The sequence below is a fragment of the Methylotuvimicrobium alcaliphilum 20Z genome (assembly GCF_000968535.2).
Taxonomy (GTDB): Bacteria; Pseudomonadota; Gammaproteobacteria; order Methylococcales; family Methylomonadaceae; genus Methylotuvimicrobium; species Methylotuvimicrobium alcaliphilum.
In genome coordinates this window covers 2,513,751-2,532,714 of record NC_016112.1, presented here as the reverse complement: position 1 = coordinate 2,532,714, position 18,964 = coordinate 2,513,751, and the positions used below count along the sequence as shown (strand labels likewise).

The 18,964-nt window shown below is 47.7% G+C and carries 10 protein-coding genes; 7 read left to right on the top strand and 3 right to left on the bottom strand.

Going from position 1 to position 18,964, the window contains the following annotated elements; translation table 11 throughout:
- Window positions 1-16: 16 nt before the first annotated feature.
- Both treY and treZ read right to left on the bottom strand, forming a co-directional pair.
- The gene (gene treY / locus MEALZ_RS10885) at window positions 17-2,914 is read right to left on the bottom strand and encodes a malto-oligosyltrehalose synthase (RefSeq protein WP_014148691.1); all 2,898 of its coding nucleotides are present in this window, start codon (window positions 2,912-2,914) and stop codon (window positions 17-19) included.
- Between the two features lie 93 nt (window positions 2,915-3,007).
- Window positions 3,008-4,864, bottom strand: a complete 1,857-nt coding sequence (gene treZ / locus MEALZ_RS10880) for a malto-oligosyltrehalose trehalohydrolase (RefSeq protein WP_014148690.1) — start codon at window positions 4,862-4,864, stop codon at window positions 3,008-3,010.
- A 369-nt stretch (window positions 4,865-5,233) separates the two neighbouring features.
- Between treZ and mfd the strand changes: the two genes are divergently transcribed.
- The 4 genes from mfd to MEALZ_RS10860 all read left to right on the top strand — a co-directional run bounded on the left by mfd (window position 5,234) and on the right by MEALZ_RS10860 (window position 11,284).
- A complete protein-coding gene (mfd, locus tag MEALZ_RS10875) occupies window positions 5,234-8,695 on the top strand; it encodes a transcription-repair coupling factor (protein ID WP_014148689.1) in 3,462 nt (1,153 codons plus the stop codon).
- A gap of 838 nt (window positions 8,696-9,533) precedes the next feature.
- Window positions 9,534-9,878 (top strand): hypothetical protein, encoded by a 345-nt coding sequence (locus tag MEALZ_RS22920; protein ID WP_162531683.1) that lies wholly within the window; start codon window positions 9,534-9,536, stop codon window positions 9,876-9,878.
- 245 nt (window positions 9,879-10,123) lie between these two features.
- The gene (locus MEALZ_RS10865; RefSeq protein ID WP_014148688.1) at window positions 10,124-10,306 is read left to right on the top strand and encodes a PLDc N-terminal domain-containing protein; all 183 of its coding nucleotides are present in this window, start codon (window positions 10,124-10,126) and stop codon (window positions 10,304-10,306) included.
- A gap of 588 nt (window positions 10,307-10,894) precedes the next feature.
- Window positions 10,895-11,284 (top strand): C40 family peptidase, encoded by a 390-nt coding sequence (locus MEALZ_RS10860; RefSeq protein ID WP_014148687.1) that lies wholly within the window; start codon window positions 10,895-10,897, stop codon window positions 11,282-11,284.
- On the opposite strand, the gene chrA is transcribed toward MEALZ_RS10860, so the two are convergent.
- Window positions 11,274-12,608, bottom strand: a complete 1,335-nt coding sequence (gene chrA / locus MEALZ_RS10855; RefSeq protein WP_014148686.1) for a chromate efflux transporter — start codon at window positions 12,606-12,608, stop codon at window positions 11,274-11,276. The genes MEALZ_RS10860 and chrA overlap by 11 nt on opposite strands.
- 559 nt (window positions 12,609-13,167) lie before the next feature.
- Here chrA and MEALZ_RS10850 point away from each other — a divergent pair.
- From MEALZ_RS10850 to MEALZ_RS10840, 3 genes are all read left to right on the top strand, one after another.
- The gene (locus MEALZ_RS10850) at window positions 13,168-13,506 is read left to right on the top strand and encodes an STAS domain-containing protein (RefSeq protein WP_046061538.1); all 339 of its coding nucleotides are present in this window, start codon (window positions 13,168-13,170) and stop codon (window positions 13,504-13,506) included.
- Window positions 13,507-13,514: 8 nt separating this feature from the next.
- Window positions 13,515-13,940 carry an ATP-binding protein gene (locus MEALZ_RS10845; protein ID WP_014148684.1) on the top strand — a complete coding sequence of 142 codons (426 nt, stop codon included), beginning with the start codon at window positions 13,515-13,517 and terminating at the stop codon, window positions 13,938-13,940.
- Between the two features lie 324 nt (window positions 13,941-14,264).
- Window positions 14,265-18,959, top strand: a complete 4,695-nt coding sequence (locus MEALZ_RS10840) for an NAD-glutamate dehydrogenase domain-containing protein (protein WP_014148683.1) — start codon at window positions 14,265-14,267, stop codon at window positions 18,957-18,959.
- Window positions 18,960-18,964: the final 5 nt, after the last annotated feature.

Sequence of the window (18,964 nt, the reverse complement as noted above, 5' to 3'; positions counted from 1 at the left end):
GCATCGTAAGATTGGCTTAGTCCGGCGCAAGATTGGTCAATAAAGCGAATGGAAAGTATTCGAATACTTCGCCTAAGTTGAGCAGACGATTTCCGTTAACATCTTTTGCCGTCAAAGCGTTTCGGCTAAAAATATCGCATAACTTCAAGGGCGACTCTTGCGGCAATGTCAACGCCGTATCTTGCCAAATTTCCGGGCGAAAATGGTAGGTGTCGTTATCCAGCAAGCTTGTCGTCAGTCGAGGCAGTATGATGAGAGCCCATCGATCTTGCGCTTTTCTGGCATAGGCGACGGTATGTTCGGCCTGCGTTCCGCTGCAATCGAGCTTGATGTAATCGCCATTTTGAAACAGGTCGGAGTACCTGCGTCTGAAACGCAGCGTTTGCGCTATCACAAATAATTTGATGCGCCCGTCTTCGATCGTTTCCAGTAAAGTTTTCAGTAAATCGGCACGATCTTGGCTAGTTTGATTATCGAGTTCGCTTAGAATAATGTCATTGTGATTAAAGTCGACCGGTCGGCGATTATCCGGATCGACCAGCGAAAACCGCCAGTTCTCGTTGCCTTGATAGATATCAGGTACGCCGGGCGAGGTTAATAGCAGCAGTGTTTGTGATAGAGCATTGAATAAGCCCGCCGGACGAATGTTATGTTCGAATTCGAGAAAATCCGGCAAAAAAGGCGTTGTATGGGTCTCGTTTAGGCAGCGTTTGACAAATAGGCTAACCGCTTGCTCGTAATCTGTGTTCGGATTCGTCCAAGAAGTCAATTGTTTGGCCTCGCGTACGGCTTTGAGCATGTAATTTTCAACACGTTCTCGATACGCGGATAAATTTGACGCGTTTAATTCGCCTAGCGGAAAAGTGCCCACTAGTGTTTGATAAAACAGATATTCGTCGTTACGCGCGATAACCGCTTCGCTTTTATCTTTTCTGATGCGATTGATGCGATGCCAACGAAAAACCGCTTCATGCCATTGCTGCGGAATTTCGCTCAATACATTGATTCGAGCCCGCGTGTCGGCGCTTCGTTTCGTGTCATGACTGGATAGACATAATAAACTATGGGGCCATTTTCGCGCGCGTTCCTGGTTGAAATGATGGAATGCATTGCTCGAGTTGCCGAAATGTCTAGGATCGCTACCGACCTCGTTTAATGAAACTAGCCGGTTGTACTCGTAGAGAGCGGTGTCTTCGGTGCCTTTGGCCATGACCGGTGCGGTATATTGCTGAAAGCGCATGACGAATTTCAATAAGTCATTGCTGGAAACTGTCGAGTCTCCGGTTTTTAATAATAAGACGTCATGGATAAAGCCGAATATCGTTAAGTCGGATGCTCGACTACGTTGGCGCCCTTGTTGAACGGCCCAGTCGATATATTGGCTGTCTTCTTTGCGTACGTTTAGGCTGTTAATATAAGTCCTATAGACGGGAAAACAGGATACGGTTTCTTTTAGCGCATCGTGTAAGGCATTGAGCGTGTAATCGCGGGTTTTAGCGTTGGCTTCGGCGATTCTACTGAGTTGGATCGCTAGCATGTTGAGTTCGCTGGCTAGCGACGTTTCCATCACATGTTTTTTGGCTTGATAGAGAATCTCGTCGAAATCCCGTTTATGTCCGACAAAGCGCGTATAAGTGCGGGTCAACGCTTTTTCGGCAGTCATGTCGATAAAAAGTCCATTGACGATCGCGGCAAATTCATAACCGGTGGTCCCGTGAATGGGCCAGTCGCTGTTAAGATATTCATAATTCGCGACGATTTTTTCGGCAACGATATAAAGAGGAGCAATTTTCGAAGCGCAATCCTTATCGGAACGAGATATATTTTCCGATTGCAAGCGTCGGTAATAAGCGACCGGATTATGCAGGCCGTCGGCATGATCGATTCGCAAGCCCTGGATTTTCCCTTGTTCGACGAGACTCAGAACAAGCCGGTGGCTGGCATCGAAAACCTCTGCATCCTCGACTCTGAGCCCGGCTAGGTCGTTGATGTCGAAAAAACGGCGATAATTGATTTCATCGCCGGCTACATGCCAGTAAGCCAGGCGATAGGCTTGTCGTTCCAGTAAGGCGTGCAGTTCGCCGCAGTCTTCGGGATGTCGATTGATTTCCGTTATCCTAGACCGGATAAATAATGTAAGCCGGGCATTCTCTAAACAAAGTCTCGCTAATTGTTTTTTAAATACTTCCTTATCGCGGGTTCTTTCATCGATCGACTCCGGCGTTATTTCGGTATAGGCGGGTAATTTTCCGAAACTATTATCGAGCGTTTGATATTCGTGTAGAACGGGGTCGTCTGCTTCGAAATACTCATGTAAACGTTGGTGTTGCGAACTCAAGATCAACGGATACGTTTGCGGATCGATCGGAAAGCGATGTTCGTAATAATAAACGCTGAACTCGCCGCGCTCGCTGTCGAAGCTAAGTTTCAGTTCTTGTTTTTCGAGAATATTTCCGTAATGGTCGCCCAATACCGGAATCAAGATCTTGTTTTCCAAGACTTTTTTGACCGGATGCCAATCGATATCGAAAAATGAGGCATGGGCCGAAGAAGGACCGTTTTCCAGGACATCGAGCCACCAATCGTTGTCCGCGCCCATGATGCCCATATGATTAGGCACGATGTCGGCGATCAAGCCCATGCCGTGTTGTTGAAGTCGACTAATGAGGGTGTCGAAATCTTCAGTCTCGCCTATTTCCGGATTGAGCGTGTTATGGTCGACGATATCGTAGCCATGCGAACTCCCCGGGCGGGCTTTTAGAAAAGGCGATAGATAACAATGACTAATGCCTAAGCGGTGAAGATAGGGAATGCAGGAGGCGACCTGCTCAAAATTAAAATGCTTGTTTAATTGTAACCGATAAGTCGAATCCGGAATGACGGTTTCCGCCTTTGGTTTATCGGAAAGCGCCATGGCCGCTAGTTTTTAGCACATCGAGAAAACTTAGGAACGGGCATGAATCGCCACAAAGTTTACTGTTTAGGAAAGTTGTTTTATGCATATTTCTTAAGACTCGTTATCGGCTTCGGCCAATAGAAAAATTACCGACCAAGGCGTCAGCCGGCCCTGTTCGATACGCTCGGACGCATCGGGTTCGGCGGCAAACAAGACTTCGCCTTCGCTAAAGCAGTTGACCCAAGCCGGTTCGCTGCCGAGGTTGGCGATCATTTTTAAAATGCTTCCATCATTCATCGGCCATTGCACGCATAACGCATGTTCATTGAGAACTCGGTATTCGGCTTGCCCTCCGGCCAATCCGTAGAGTCTCGGTCGAATATACCGGCTTCGAATGCGTAATAGTTTTCGGTGATATTCGAGCCATTGCAGATGCGGCGTTTCGTCGATTTCGTTCCAATCCAGTATTGCCGACTCGAAGGTTTCCGGCTCATTCGGCGTCGGAATCGGCTTTTTGGGGTTCGGTTTGAAATCGGGGAACTTGGCAAATTCGTTGAGCCTGCCTTCGGCGACTTGCTTATTTAAGTCGTCGGAGAAGTCGACAAAGTAGTTGAAAGGACGGCTGCAGGCCCATTCCTGTCCCATGAACAACAACGGCGGGGCAGGGGCTAGCAGCAATATCGCGGTTGCGGCTCGTAACGCTTCAGGCGAGCATAGAGCCGATAAGCGTTCGCCATAGGCTCGGTTGCCGATTTGGTCGTGAGTCTGGAGAAAATTGACAAAAGCGGTCGGCGGTAGATCCTTCGACGGTTCGCCGCGCGGATTGTCGTCTCGGTATCCGGAAATCTCTCCCTGGTAGGCAAAGCCTTCGGCAAGACACCGCCCCAGGTGTTGAATCGGCTGCTCGCCGTAGTCTTGATAATAACCTTGGTGTTCGCCGGTCAACTGTGCGTGTAGCGTATGATGAAAGTCGTCATTCCACTGCGAGGTAAAATAACGTTCCGGGTGCTCCGAATTCTGCCTCAAGTAATGCGCGGCATTGGCGTCGTTTTCCAGTATCAAGTGAATTTGCCGGTCGAAACCCGGACCCCGGCGCACGGCTTCGGCCAGACAACTCAAAAAATCCGGGTCGGATTCGTCGAAAATGGCATGTACCGCATCCAGGCGTAGGCCGTCGAAATGAAACTCGTTAAGCCAATATAAGGCATTATGGATAAAAAACTGGCGTACCCAATGGCTGTGTTCGCCGTCGAAATTTATCGCCGCGCCCCACGGCGTATGCGTTCGATCGCTGAAAAATGCCGGCGCGTAATGATGCAGATAATTGCCTTCCGGTCCGAAGTGATTGTAAACCACATCGTTGAAAACCATCAGACCCTTGGCATGAGCGCTGGCAATCAAGTCTTTTAAGTCGTCGGGTGTCCCGTAGCGGCTGTCGGGGGCAAATAACAGAGCACCGTCGTAACCCCAATTACAGCGCCCGGGGAAGTCGGCGATCGGCATCAATTGCAATGCGGTGACGCCTAAATCGACCAAGTGGTCTAGATGTTTTTTAACGCCGGCGAATGTGCCTTCTTTACTGAAAGTGCCGACATGCAATTCATAAATGACCGAATCTTCCCAAGGCAGGCCTATCCAATCATTGTCTTGCCATTGCCATTCGCTAGGATCGATGACCTGACTGGAACCGTGGACATCCTGCGGTTGATATCGGGAGGCAGGATCGGGAACTTGTATTTTTTTATCGATTCGGTATTGGTAATAAAATCCCGCGCTGGCCAATTCGGTAGTAATGCCGAACCAGCCATCATCTTCCGGGGCCATCAGCAATCGTATTTCCGGAGCCAAACCTTGTAAACAAAGTTCGACTTGCTTCGCGCCGGGCGCCCACAAGCGGAAATTGACGCGTCCGTCGTCGAGTATATGAGAGCCGAACGGCATGGAGTGTAGACGTTTTACGATAGACATAAGCTTTAACCTTACGCGGCCTTTAACGACCGCAACTTTTGCGATCCTTGCAAACGCGGGGAGAGGTTTTCACTCTTAGTAAATTCTCAAGAGAAAACCGTGATATTCACTTATAGGACTGTTCGTATTCTTATGATCCTTAGTTATCAATATACGCCGACGAATATATACATGCAAGGTTGTGTCGGGATTCACCCGTTAGGAACAGGCATGAAATCAGTGCTTTCATGCTCTAAGGTGAAACCGCCCATATTATGATCATGAGGATTAACGTTTCCGCCATTCTAAATTTCAAATGCATCTACTGAGAAGTTGCCAACGAAAAGTATATAATACCCTTTTAAAATTTCTCAATTTTGACGCCGAGTCATGTCTAAACATCAAGATTTGATTTTCCCCACCGAAATTTCATTACAACCGCATACCATTTCAATTTGGACAGGTTTAAACGGTTGCGGCGATTCGCTTGCGTTGGCATCGGCGATACAACAAGAAAAGCGCTTATTCGTGATTATTACGCCGGATAGTCAAACTGCATTGCGTCTTGAGCATGAACTGGCGTTCTTTCTGCAAAATAAGCATCCCATTTTGCATTTTCCCGACTGGGAAATCCTGCCTTACGATGTGTTTTCGCCGCTGCCGGACATCGTCTCGGAACGCCTGAAAACGCTTGCGGTGCTGCCCGAAGTCCAACGCGGCGCGCTGATCGTACCGGTCTCGACTCTGATGCACAGGCTTGCGCCGCGAGATCATGTTCTGGCCAACAGTTTTTCAATCTCCGTCGGCGATACCTTCAATCTGGAGCTGAACCGCTCAAAACTCGAAAGCGTCGGCTATCAGTGCGTGTCTCAGGTCTATCAGCATGGCGAATTCGCGGTGCGTGGCGCCATCGTAGATCTGTTTCCGATGGGCAGCAAGGTGCCGTACCGTATCGAATTGTTCGACGAAGACATCGAATCGATCCGCACCTTCGATCCCGAGACGCAGCTTTCGGTTGAAAAAATTGACCGCATACAATTGTTTCCGGCGCGCGAATTTCCGTTCACCGACGAGGCGATCAAGCATTTCCGCCAAGCCTTTCGAACCCGTTTCCCGAATGCCTCGCAGAAGAACAGTCTTTATCTAGATGTCAGCAAAGGCGTCGCGTTCGGCGGCATCGAATATTATTTGCCGTTGTTCGTTGAAAGCACCGCAGCGCTATTCGATTATCTGCCCGATTCTGCGGTGTTGGTTACGGCCGACAATTTTGCGCAAAGCACCGAGTCTTTCTACAGCGAGGCAAAAGAGCGTTACGAACAACGTAAATATGATGTGGAGCGGCCGCTGCTCGAACCCGAAACCTTGTTCCTGTCGCCGGGAGAAATGCGCGAGCGTACCGATAAGTTTACTCGTATTACGTTGAGCCAAACCCAGCTCGGTGGAATTAGCGAGATTGATTTTCGCTGCAAGCCGCTGCCCGAGGTAACGATCGACGCGAAGTTGAAGGAGCCGGCGCGGGCGTTGCAACAGTTTCTCGACGAGTTTCCGGGCAAGGTACTGTTCGTCGCCGAAACGGCCGGGCACCGCGAAGACTTGATCGGTAAATTGAGCAAATTCGGCATTAAGACCCAACAAGTCGAACATTGGCACGCGTTTCTGCAATCCGAACAGTCGCCGTGCATGGTCGTCGCGCCGATGGATCAAGGCTTGTGGCTGGATAGTCCGGCGATCGCCGTGATTACCGAGAGCCAGTTGAGCGGCGAAAAAGTCCAACAGCGCCGCCGTCGCCGCAAATCGGCCGCGAAAGAACTCGAAAACATCGTCAATAATCTGAACGAATTGACGATCGGCTCGCCGGTCGTGCATGTCGAGCACGGCGTCGGACGCTATATGGGACTGCAAACCCTCGAACTCGGTGGCATGACCGCAGAATTCCTGATGCTCGAATACGCGAACAACGACAAACTCTACGTGCCGGTCTCGTCGCTGAACCTGATCGGTCGCTATACCGGCATCAGCCCCGAAGACGCGCCGCTGCACAGGCTCGGCGGCGACCAGTGGAGTAAGGCAAAGAAAAAGGCGATGGAACGCATTCGCGACGTCGCGGCCGAATTGCTCGACATCCACGCCAAACGCGCGATGAAAAAAGGCCATGCCTTCAATGTCGACAACACCGAATACCAAGCCTTTGCGGCCGCTTTTCCGTTCGAGGAAACGCCGGATCAGCAAACCGCGATCGAAGCGATTCTCGAAGACATGGCCAGCCCGCAGCCGATGGACCGCGTGATCTGCGGCGACGTCGGCTTCGGCAAGACCGAGGTATCGATGCGCGCGGCCTTCATAGCGGTGCAAAGCGGCAAGCAAGTCGCGGTTCTGGTGCCGACCACGCTGTTGGCGCAGCAGCATTATCAGAATTTCCGCGATCGCTTCGCCGACTGGCCGGTGCGCATCGAAGTGATGTCGCGTTTTGTCACGCCGAAGCAGCAAAAAGCGATTCTCGAAGACCTGGAGCAGGGCAAGGTCGATATCGTGATCGGTACGCATAAACTGTTGTCGAACGAGATCAAATACCGCGAACTCGGCCTGGTCGTCATCGACGAGGAACACCGTTTCGGCGTGCGCCAAAAGGAGCATTTCAAGAAGTTGCGCAACGAGATCGACATGCTGACGCTGACCGCGACGCCGATTCCGAGAACCTTGAACATGGCGATGTCGGGTCTGCGCGAAATCTCGATCATCGCGAGCCCGCCGCCGAACCGCCACGCGATCAAGACCTTCATCAGCGAATGGATCGACTCGCAAATCAAAGAGGCCTGTCAGCGCGAAATCAAGCGCGGCGGTCAAGTGTTCTTTCTGCATAACGACGTCAAAACGATGGAGAAAATGGCGCGCCAGCTCGAAAACCTGGTGCCCGAGGCGCGCATCGAAATCGCGCACGGCCAGATGCCCGAGCGCGAACTGGAAAAAATCATGCTCGATTTCTATCACCAGCGCTTCAACTTATTGCTCAGCACGACGATCATCGAAAGCGGCATCGACATACCCAGCGCGAATACGATCGTGATCAATCGCGCCGACAAGCTCGGTCTCGCGCAATTGCATCAATTGCGCGGCCGGGTAGGGCGCTCGCATCATCGGGCCTATGCCTATTTCGTGATTCCGCCGAAAACGGTCATGACCAAGGACGCGTTGAAACGGCTCGAAGCGCTCGAAGCGTCGGGCGACCTCGGCGCGGGCTTCATGCTGTCGTCGCACGACATGGAAATCCGCGGCGCCGGCGAATTGCTAGGCGACGAACAAAGCGGGCAAATCCAGGAAATCGGCTTCACGCTCTACACCGATTTGCTCGAACGCGCGGTCAATGCATTGAAATCGGGCCGCCAGCCCGAACTCGACGCGCCGATGGAAGCCGGTCCCGAAGTCGATTTGCAGTCGCCGGCGTTGATCCCCGAAGATTATCTGCCCGACATCCACGCCCGGCTGGTGCTGTACAAACGCATCGCCAGCGCCGATACGCACGAAGACCTGAGAGCCCTGCAAATCGAAATGATCGATCGCTTCGGTCTGCTGCCGGAACCGGTCAAGACATTGTTCAGCGTTGCCGAATTGAAACAGCAAGCCGAAAAACTCGGCATCAAGAAAATCGAAGCGAACGCCGGCGGCGGCCGCATCGTGTTCTCGCACGAACCGAAGATCGACGCGGCCAGTCTGATCGAATTGATACAAACCCAGGCGCAAGTCTACAAATTCGACGGCGCGGACAAATTGCGTTTCATCATGCCGTTCAACGCTACGGAAGAAAAGCTGGAATTCATCGAGGAATTATTGGGGCAGTTGATACCGGCGGATTGAAAAAGTTATGGAAGAGAGGGCGTTATCGCGGCTAATGTTTATTATCGATTGATATGCTGTTACCCAAGCTGGAGCTCTCATCGTTATACATAAGTCAAAAATTACCCTTTTGTAATCTTAACCAATGAGACCTCGATACCATTATATTGTCACTTAACACTCTCGGATCTTCCTCATCTAACGCTAGGTGATCCGCGTAGGGTACGCTGTGCGTACCATGGTAACCCCGCGATGTTCATGTGCCAACCGAACCGCCAGGGCACGGCTTTGGTACGCGCAGCGTACCTTACAATTTATGTATAACGATGAGAGCTCCAGCTTGGGTAACCTGTTCAGGAAGCTCTAGCTTCCCGGCAATCAAGAAAAATTGAACGAGCGAGTCGGGGTTGATTGAGAGTGAGCGGAGGTTGCACCTGCGGGGTTAGGCCTAGGCTGTCGAAACGCATGCATCAAATCACATACCTTATTAATATTCAATAACTTAAAATCATTCTGGATGCAATCGTTTGACCAAAACGACAGCTTAAGCCGCTTTTATTTTGCTCATAAAGCGACTAATCAATGACTTAGCTAAAAGAAGTACACCTGAATGGCTTATAATTGTTCACTTTACAGTGATTTTATTTCCTCAGCTTGTGGATTTAAAATTATCGCTGTATGCGGTATAAATAGGTCTTATTTTAACCCATCCCCCAAATACTATGCTTCAAATGTCAAAACTACTAAACAGCCGCGATGAATGGAAAAACAAAGCGACTGAGCGCGCAGCTGAGCTTCGTGAGCTTAGAAAAACACAAAAACGTCATTTGAAAAAAATAGCGGAACTGAAACGGAATAATTGCCAGTTAAAACAGCTTGTCGAAGCAAAAAAAACATTACCTTCGAGCATCAGTCAACCCTAGCAACCCAGGATATTGCTGTTGTACCCGCGAATACTTCAACGGTTATTGACATAACACAAGCTCAGCAAACGCGACTTTTATGCGTGCTTATCGTGCTTGATGCGGTGGTTTCTTTTCGTAGCGTTCCGCGCATTCTTGAATTATTTCATTCACAAACATCGCTTGAATTACCGTGGACGCCACATTTTACTTCGGTGATTAACTGGAGTTTGCGCGTTGGTTTAGGGTTACTGCGCCAAAACGCTCCGTTTCCAAGATTTTCAGCGGTTGTTCTAATTTGAGATTCAATTAAATTAGACAGAAGTGAATAGGGTCAGGTCTTGCAATTTGCATCAAGTCTCGTTTTTATGCAAGAACGTATTTGCAAAATTCAAGACCCCATGCCGGGTGGCGGGTATGCTCCAATTTGTTGCAAGCTGAGCAATGTGCGTTACCGTACAGAACTCACCCATTTTTAAAGCGTAAAGTTCGAAGCTGATGAGACAAAATAGTTTATTCATTAAACACAAGCCTGTTAGGGGGACTTATGGATATTGAAGTCGGCGGTTTTCTGGGTCTTGTAGTGCTTGTCCTGGATATCTGGGCCATTATTAGCATTGTAAAAAGTGGTGCTTCAACTGGATCGCAAGTTTTATGGGTGATTTTGATATTACTGCTGCCAGTTGTCGGTCTGATAATCTGGTGGTTTGCGGGGCCGAAAGGGGGTTAACGGACTTGTTCGAAATTGCAAGAAACAGGGGGCAGACACGATATTTTATGCTACATTGCTGTTTAACCCAATTCCGGTAATTGTCAAAATAATTGTCGCCTCAATCGTTAAGTTAGGAGGCTTTTTTCATGGCTTGCCGATCTAGGGCGGTAGGTGCGATTAGCATGGCGTAATCGCACAAAGGTAGCCTTCATTCCACCGATTACACGTTCGCTAGTCGAAGCTACTCGAGTGGGAAGCTGCCCGTCGAGCGGCCAATCGATCAGCTCAAATGGCGGCTGATGACACGAGTGTTGAGTCTACCCCCATCCTGTTTGCAACGCGCTTGCGCTTCTTAACTAGTGATTTAAAAATTATTGTTTTATACCCATCGTAGATCAAAATTCGGCACCGGGGTGCCAGTCAAAGGACGCCGTGAATACGTCCCTGTAGGCTCTATGCCAGCTCCATGCTGGCAAAGCCTTTGCCGAGCACCCCGGCGCCTCCTCAGGCACTGCCGAAATTTGAAGTGCGAAAGGTATAGTTTTTGCGCTCGCGCTGTTAAATGCTTGTTCGGGAGGCCAGAAAAAAACATCCTCAATAACTACTATGCCTAATTCCGAAGCGGCATTAAAGCAAACGCTCTATGGCCATTACCGCGAATGGGCGTCGATTCCTTATCAATGTGGCGGGCTTTCGAAATCCGGTATCGATTGCTCCGGTTTCGTTTATCTGACTTTCGCGAAAAAGTTAGGTGTTCATTTGCCTAGAACATCCGACCGCCAAGCGCAGACTGGGAAGCCTATACCGCAGCAGCAATTGAGAACCGGAGATTTGGTATTTTTTAATACGGGTCCCCAACAGCATCATGTCGGCATCTATATCGAGCAAAGAAGATTCTTGCATGTCTCGACGATCAAAGGAGTCGCGATTTCCAGTTTAGATAATCAATACTGCTCCGATAGATATTGGAAATCGGTGCGTGTGCTCAGTTCGTGATGAGCAACGAATAAAGCAATCCCAGTATCGCGCTTAAGCCGATCACTGTTACCATGCCACGTTTAAATTTAAACAGCAATACGAAAGCGACTGTGCCGGTCAATGCGGAAAATACATCGAAAGGGCCATTGAAGTTTAGCGGCCAAAGAACATGCCAAGCAAAAAATACCGCCAGATTTAAAATTACTCCAACCACGGCGGCAGTAATACCTTTGAGCGGTGCAGTCATTTTTAGGTCGTCGCGAGTGGCTTCGACTAAAGGTCCGCCGATCAATATAAATAAAAACGACGGTAAAAAAGTGAATAACGTTGCGATGCTTGCCGCGGCGATGCCGGACCAAACTAAACTGTTAGTCTCAAACACCGGATGATTCCAACCGCCGACGAAGCCGACGAACGCAACGATCATAATCAACGGTCCGGGAGTCGTTTCGCCCAATGCCAAACCATCCATCATTTGCGTGCCGGTCAACCAATAAAAGTGCCCGACTCCTCCTTGATAAACATAAGGCAATACGGCATAAGCTCCGCCAAAGGTTAATAGAGCAGCTTTGGTAAAAAACCAAGCCATCTGTGTTAATAAATTGTGTCGACCGAAGTTGATCAGCAATACTAAAATCAGGCTTGCCCAAATCCCGAAACCGGTCAAACCGGTTTTATAGATTTTTGACCAAGTAAACTTAGCGTGGCCAGGCATGGACGTATGGTCGTCAATAATGGCAGGTCCAAAAGAATTTATAGAGTTCGCAGGGTGTTCGGATATATGAAATTGATTCGGAAAACAATGCGCGCCGAGCCAACCTAGGACGCCTGCACCAAGCACGATCAAGGGAAACGGAATATTCAATGCGAAAATGGCGAAGAAGGAAAGTGCTGCAATTAGTTTAAGATAACGGTTGCTTAACGTTCTGGAACCGATTCGATAGGCGGCGAAAACGATAATGGCGGTGACAGCCGGTTTAATACCGTAGAGTATGCCTGATACGGCGGGAACATCGTTGAATACTAAATAGCTCCAAGTCAGAGCGATTAAAATAAACAGCGAAGGTAGTACGAACAAAACGCCGGCGGCAATACCGCCGCTTACACCATGCATCAACCATCCGATGTATGTAGCTAATTGTTGGGCTTCCGGGCCGGGTAGAACCATACAATAATTCAATGCATGTAAAAAGCGTTGTTCGGAGATCCATTTTCTTTTTTCAACCAACTCTTGATGCATCATGCTGATTTGGCCGGCCGGGCCGCCGAAACTGATGAAGCCGAGTTTAAACCAATACCAAAGTGCTTGTTTAAAAGGAATCGTGTCGATATTCTTGTTCAATGTGATTGCCGAAGTGAATTGAGTTTCTTGATTTGCAAAGTGCTTCAGATTACGATGTCGTCATATATATACCTTTCGCACTTCAAATTTCGGCAGTGCCTAAGGAGGCACCGGGCTGCCTGGCAAAGGCTTTGCCAGCATGGATGCTGGCATAGAGCCTACATGGACGTACTCACCCAGCACCTAAATTCCATAGCCCATTGGCCATGGTTAATAGCCTTAGTAATTTAGGTGCTGGGTTCACGGCGTCCTTTGGCGGGCCCCCTGTGCCGAATTTTGATCTACGATGGGTAAACTTCCTACTCCCTTTTGATCGAAAAACCGTCTAAGAATAAAAGCTTGAATTCATAAAGTTAGCCATTTTTTGAGTATAAAGAGAGTAGAACTATGCGCTTTGTTGAAGGGGCGGTCACTCGCGCTTGACAGGCCCCGCACCCTGAATACGGCAAAATTTCTTAAACTGAGAATTGCTGCCCCGATGCAGAATTTTGATATACGATGAGTATAACTACTACAATCGGCTATTTTCGACTACTTTTGATTAATGAATATAAAATATATGAATTTAACGCAGCAACAATTAGACGGTTTCAATGTCCTTCACATCAATGAAGAGAGGATCGATGCTCACAATTCGAGTGATTTAAAAGCATTTATTATCGATATGATAGAAGAAGGCGAACCTAATATCGTCGTGCAGTTACAACAGGTCAAGTTTATTGATAGTTCGGGGCTTGGTGCGTTGCTGGCAGGCTTTAAACATGCGACTGCAAAATCAGGTAAATTAGCTTTGTCGAACCTACAGCCGCAAGTGTTGTCTATGTTTGAATTAACCCGGCTGAACCGGGTATTCGAAATTTATAATAATTTGGACGAAGCGACCACCAGTGAATCTTAGAGGCTTTTATGCAAAGTGCGGATATTCAGGTTGATGTAGTTATTCCGACACAAACCAAATACCTGGATTTGATCGGCAGCATCGGGGAGCGGATCGGTAGAGAGCTGGATCATTATTCCGGTGATCGAGATGCGTTGGCTTATCAATTGAACCTTGTGTTAACCGAAGCAACAACAAACGCAATTAAGCATTCTAATTATAAAGGGCCGAAGGACTGTGTAAGAATTACGATTCACATACAGGAAGATGAACTCGATATTAAAGTTTTCGATCATGGACAAGGCTTTGATATCGAGTCAGTGCCGATTCCGGATTTCGATAATCCGAAGGAAAACGGAATGGGTATTTATTTTATTAAGACACTGATGGACTCGGTCACTTATACGCGAATGGAAGAAGTCAACGTTTTAGAAATTAAAAAAAGCCTACGATAATTAATGTCCCAAATTGGGGATCAAACTTTTGTTTGATGAGCTCTCCTTGCTAAATACTCAATCTTTATCACTAAATATTCATCCTAGAAAAAGCATTTCACCATGAAGATCATGAAGAATAAGAAGTTTATTTAACAATTTGTATTCGTTTGTATAGGATTTTCTCTCATCAAAAAGGTTAGCGAGAATATTTAGGTAATTTCTTGAAATTCTTCATGAACTTCATGTGCTTCATGGTTAAACTGCCGAATTTAGGTTGATAAACTTATTTCGTGCGCAATTCTTAGCCGTGACGTTTATTAACAGAAACTCAAGGAGTAGTTCGTGAAAGTATATCTGAGAGCCGGTAATCTTGCTCTAAAGGCATCGCGTCAGCGCCGGAAATTAAAGGCGGTACAACATATTCTAGAAGGACACGGCGACAATCAAAACCGGCGGTTTTTAATTAAATTGGCGGAAATGCTGTTGTTTCCGGACAGCTATTTTGTTTCACTGCCGCCTCATATATCCTCATCGCTGATTGCCAGGATATTTGAGCTCTTTACTGACGATATCGAAACGCATATCGTCGAAGAACTAAGGATACCGAACGATCCTCAACAATTTATCGTGATTGTCTGTCGTAATTTAACGCATGTCGTCGATTCTTTATTGGCCTTACAAAGCGATCAACAGCTTCCGTTTCAATTATTGGCACATCCCGTTTTGACTGTTAAGCGTCAGGGGGAAATGATAACCGGGTTAGAAAGTAATGGTTTATCCGGAACCAAGCAACTGTTGATCGTGTTGCGTCTTGAAGCGGTTGATTCAGGTATCAAAGATGCATTTTTCGAAAGGATAACGGCAATTATCGAATGGGCCGAAGCCCTTGATCGAGACCGCATAGCCTTGAAAGAAAGCTTGCTTGGCCTCAATGATATTTCCGAGTTTTCTCAATTTAGCGCTTTGATCGATTGGCTCGAGCAAAAGGCTTTTATCCCTTTTAAGAGCCATCGATTGTCGGTCGACGATCAAGACACGACCACTTCGCTTAAACCCTTGGGTTCAGAGTTTTGTCGCGACAATAACCCTACAGCCATATCGGACTTCATTCGAGTGATGCAGGCTGTTTTGGCGCGCGATTATCCTTTGATCATCCAATACTTACCGGTACGAAGCCCATTGATTCACGACCAACCCTTAATTTACATAGGGTTCAAACATTCGTTGCCGGACGGAGGCGGTTTTTGCGAATACGGTTTTTTCGGGGTTTTCGATGAGACCGAAATGGGGGGGGCATGCAGTAATATCCCGTTTTTACAACGTAAAATCGAACAAACATTAGCGCATCATAAAACCCCTGAAAACAGTTATGAATATCTGCAGCTTAAAGAGATATTCAATTTGTTTCCGAAAGTCGATTTATTTTTGCTCGAGATTCCGCAACTCGATTTATTGATTCAATCGCTCAGGCGTTACCTATATCGTCCGGAAGGCATCAAGTTAGTGGTGCTCGGCGGCTTCGGGTTGGAATCGATGTCCGCGCTAATTATTGTCCCGATTCATTTGTATAGCGAAGAAATTGAATCCGTATTGTTAGGACGCTTGTCGTCAAATCTCGATAGTAGCGCTGAATTAGTCCGGAAAATTATGCTTAGCGGTCCTTATTTAGGGCTGCATTTTTTGCTGAGACCAACGGCCGAAACAATAACAATCGATGTCGATCAATTAGATAGGGACCTCAATAAACAGATCAGGCCCTGGTCTACGTCGTTGTGTCGAACTCTGGAGCGCGCCTACGGTAAATACAAAGCCTGTAAATTATGGCAGAAATACCGTACGGTTTTTCCGCCCGGATATCAAGCGTTGATGCCTCCGCGCCATGCCATCAAGGACATTGGCTTAATCGAATCGTTGTTGGATGACGAGCCGATGACGATTGGTTTGTTGAGACCGTGCGGCAAGATTCGGCATTATCGTTTGCATTTTTGCAGTCGGCAAGAACGCTATTTAGACGAATATATTCCAATTCTCGAAAATTTTAATTTGCGAGTTTTGGATCAGGTTCAATTCCCATTGTCAGTGTCCGGTCGCCCGGTTTTTATTAAAAGCTTTACGATTTCCGCCGCGAAGTCTCAGCATGACAGTTTTACCGAGTTAAAATCTCGCTTATTATCCGGTATCGGTGCGGTATTTAACGGAAAAGCTGAAAACGACGAGTTGAATAGCTTACTCGTATTGGCTGGTATGACTTGGCAGCAGATCGATGTGCTGCGTGCATATCGCAATTATTATCTGCAATTGGGCTACCCGACGACGACTAGTAGCTTCAACCAGGCATTACTCGCTAATTCTAGTACCGCCTTCGCCTTGTTTGAGTATTTCGAGGCCCGTTTCAGGCCCGACCCTAATTTAGGGGAGCCGATGCAACGCGAGGAACAGTTGTTGTTTCCGTTACGTCTTAAATTGCTAGAAAATCTTAGCGGCGTTACCGATATCAATCACGACAAAATTTTGCGTACGCTGTTTAATTTAATTGATGCAACGATGCGTTGTAATTTTCATGTTAGGCAAAAGCGGGACGATTTTTTTATCGCATTCAAAATCAACAGCCTCGGCATCATCGACATGCCCCCTCCAAAGCCTCAAAATGAAATATATGTGCATGCCGTCGATATGGAAGGGATACATTTGCGGGGGGGTAAAATCTCTCGCGGCGGCATTCGTTGGTCGGACCGGCCCGACGATTTCAGAACCGAAGTTTTAGATCTGATGCAAACTCAGATGAGCAAGAACGCGCTGATTATTCCGAAAGGCGCAAAGGGCGGGTTTATCGTCAAGGCACCGGTTGCCGACCCCGGCTTTAGAGAAGCGGGCCGCAAGGCTTATGTCAAGCTGGTTCAGGGCTTACTAGATTTGACCGACAATTATGTCGAAGATCAAGTTGTGCCTTTACCCGGTATTGTGAGCTATGACGATCATGATCCTTATTTGGTCGTCGCCGCCGACAAAGGAACGGCTCAGTTTTCGGATTTGGCGAATTCGGTTTCAGCTCAATATCATTTTTGGCTTGGCGATGCCTTTGCGAGCGGCGGCTCAAACGGCTATAACCACAAAGCATTAGGAATTACCGCCCGTGGGGCTTGGGAATGCGTTAAACGGCATTTTCGCGAACTCGGTAAGGATATACAAAGCGAGCCTTTTACAGTTGTCGGCATCGGCAGCATGGACGGCGACGTATTCGGAAACGGCATGTTGTTATCGCATAGCACGCACTTGCTTGCCGCAATTAGCGGTCGTCATATCTTTATCGATCCCGCCCCGGCCGATCTCGAAAAATCGTATTTAGAGCGTAAGCGTTTGTTTGAATTGCCGGGGTCGAGCTGGGACGATTATGACCGAAGTCTCATTTCCGAGGGAGGTGGAATTTATTCGCGACATGCGAAGGATATTGCAGTATCTCCGCAATTGCGCAAATGGTTGGGTATTCGTTATAAAAGCTTAGATGGCTCGACCTTGATTCGCTTATTATTGACTGCGCCGGTTGAGTTACTATGGTTTGGCGGTATCGGTACCTATGTGAAAGCAACTAACGAAAAACATGAAGATGTAGGCGACCGAAGCAACGACGATGTACGTGTCGATGCGCTGCAATTGCGTGCGGCGGTTGTCGGCGAAGGCGCTAATCTCGGTTTCACTCAAAAGGCCAGAATTGAGTTCGCGCTTGGTGGAGGGCGTATCGATACCGATGCGGTTCATAATTCGGGTGGGGTCGATTGTTCCGATCATGAGGTCAACCTCAAAATATTATTGACCGGGCTTCAGAAAAAACAAGGCTTGAAGGATTATCGGGAAACTTTCGAATCCTTGACCGACGAAGTATGCGCGGCAGTATTGACCAATAATTACAAACAAAGTCTATGCTTGTCGCTCGAACAATTACGTGTAAAAGGGAATGCCGAACAGTACTTGTTGCTTTCAGAACGATTGGAAAGTGCCGGCGTGCTCGACCGTGCCATCGAGTCTTTTCCATCTTACAAAGAAGTGATGGGGAGATCCGGTCAAATCATTACACGGCCTGAATTTGCCGTGCTGATGGCCGCCTGTAAGATCCAACTGACACAAGACATCATGGATAGAAGCGAATTAATATCGGCTTCCGATTACGATATTTATTTGCAAAGCTACTTTCCAGACCCGATACGGCAGAACTTTGCCGAGCATTTAGCCAATCATCCTCTCGCGCCGGCAATTAAGGCGACCGTAATCAGTAATACGGTTATCAATCAAGCAGGGTGCGGTTTTTTGAATTGGCATAATGACAATGGCGGCAGTATCATCGACAGCATTACCGTTTATTTGACTTTCGATCAAGTACTGGAAGCTGCCGATTTTCGCCGAGAAATTTTTAGTTTGGATAATCTCATTCCTGCCGAACAGCAGTACGGTCTGCTATTACAACTGGAAAATGTCTTGGCCGAATTCAGCCAATGGGTATTGATGAACGAACTGGTTGTGCGTCCTGATCCTATTACGTTGGAAAATTATCGCTCTTGTTTAACTGCTTTCGCCAATGAATTTATTCCGTCCGATTCCGAGAATGAAGCGGCTAACGGTGTACCCGTCAAACTGGCAAAGCGTATCGCATTCATCAATGCACTGAACGATTTTCCGCAAATTGCAGTACTCTCTACTGAATCCGGGTATGCTTTCAGTACAGTACGTAAGACGTTTGTCGAAGTTGCCAAATTTTTGGACTTGGACAAGTTGTTGGAGCAGCTGTCGGCTATAACGGTGCAAAATCATTGGGAGCGCAAAGTTTTTAACAATCTCAAGGCTGAAATCAAACAAACGCATGGAAGGCTCGTGCAATCTCTTTTGGCCTCGGATGCGTACGATTGCAAAGCTTATTTCGCAGACTCTGCTAACAAGCAGAAGCTCATCCGTTATCAACGAGTTTTTCAAGAAGTTTCGAGAAGTACGACAAGCAGCTTGATGCCTTATTTAACCTTGAACAAAGCATTGATGAATTTGATTTGATTGCC

Coding starts and splice junctions, on each gene's coding strand:
- treY (WP_014148691.1), bottom strand. CDS start 2,914: ATGGCGCTTTCCGATAAACCAAAGGCGGAAACCGTCATTCCGGATTCG.
- treZ (WP_014148690.1), bottom strand. CDS start 4,864: ATGTCTATCGTAAAACGTCTACACTCCATGCCGTTCGGCTCTCATATA.
- mfd (WP_014148689.1), top strand. CDS start 5,234: ATGTCTAAACATCAAGATTTGATTTTCCCCACCGAAATTTCATTACAA.
- MEALZ_RS10865 (WP_014148688.1), top strand. CDS start 10,124: ATGGATATTGAAGTCGGCGGTTTTCTGGGTCTTGTAGTGCTTGTCCTG.
- MEALZ_RS10860 (WP_014148687.1), top strand. CDS start 10,895: ATGCCTAATTCCGAAGCGGCATTAAAGCAAACGCTCTATGGCCATTAC.
- MEALZ_RS10850 (WP_046061538.1), top strand. CDS start 13,168: ATGAATTTAACGCAGCAACAATTAGACGGTTTCAATGTCCTTCACATC.
- MEALZ_RS10845 (WP_014148684.1), top strand. CDS start 13,515: ATGCAAAGTGCGGATATTCAGGTTGATGTAGTTATTCCGACACAAACC.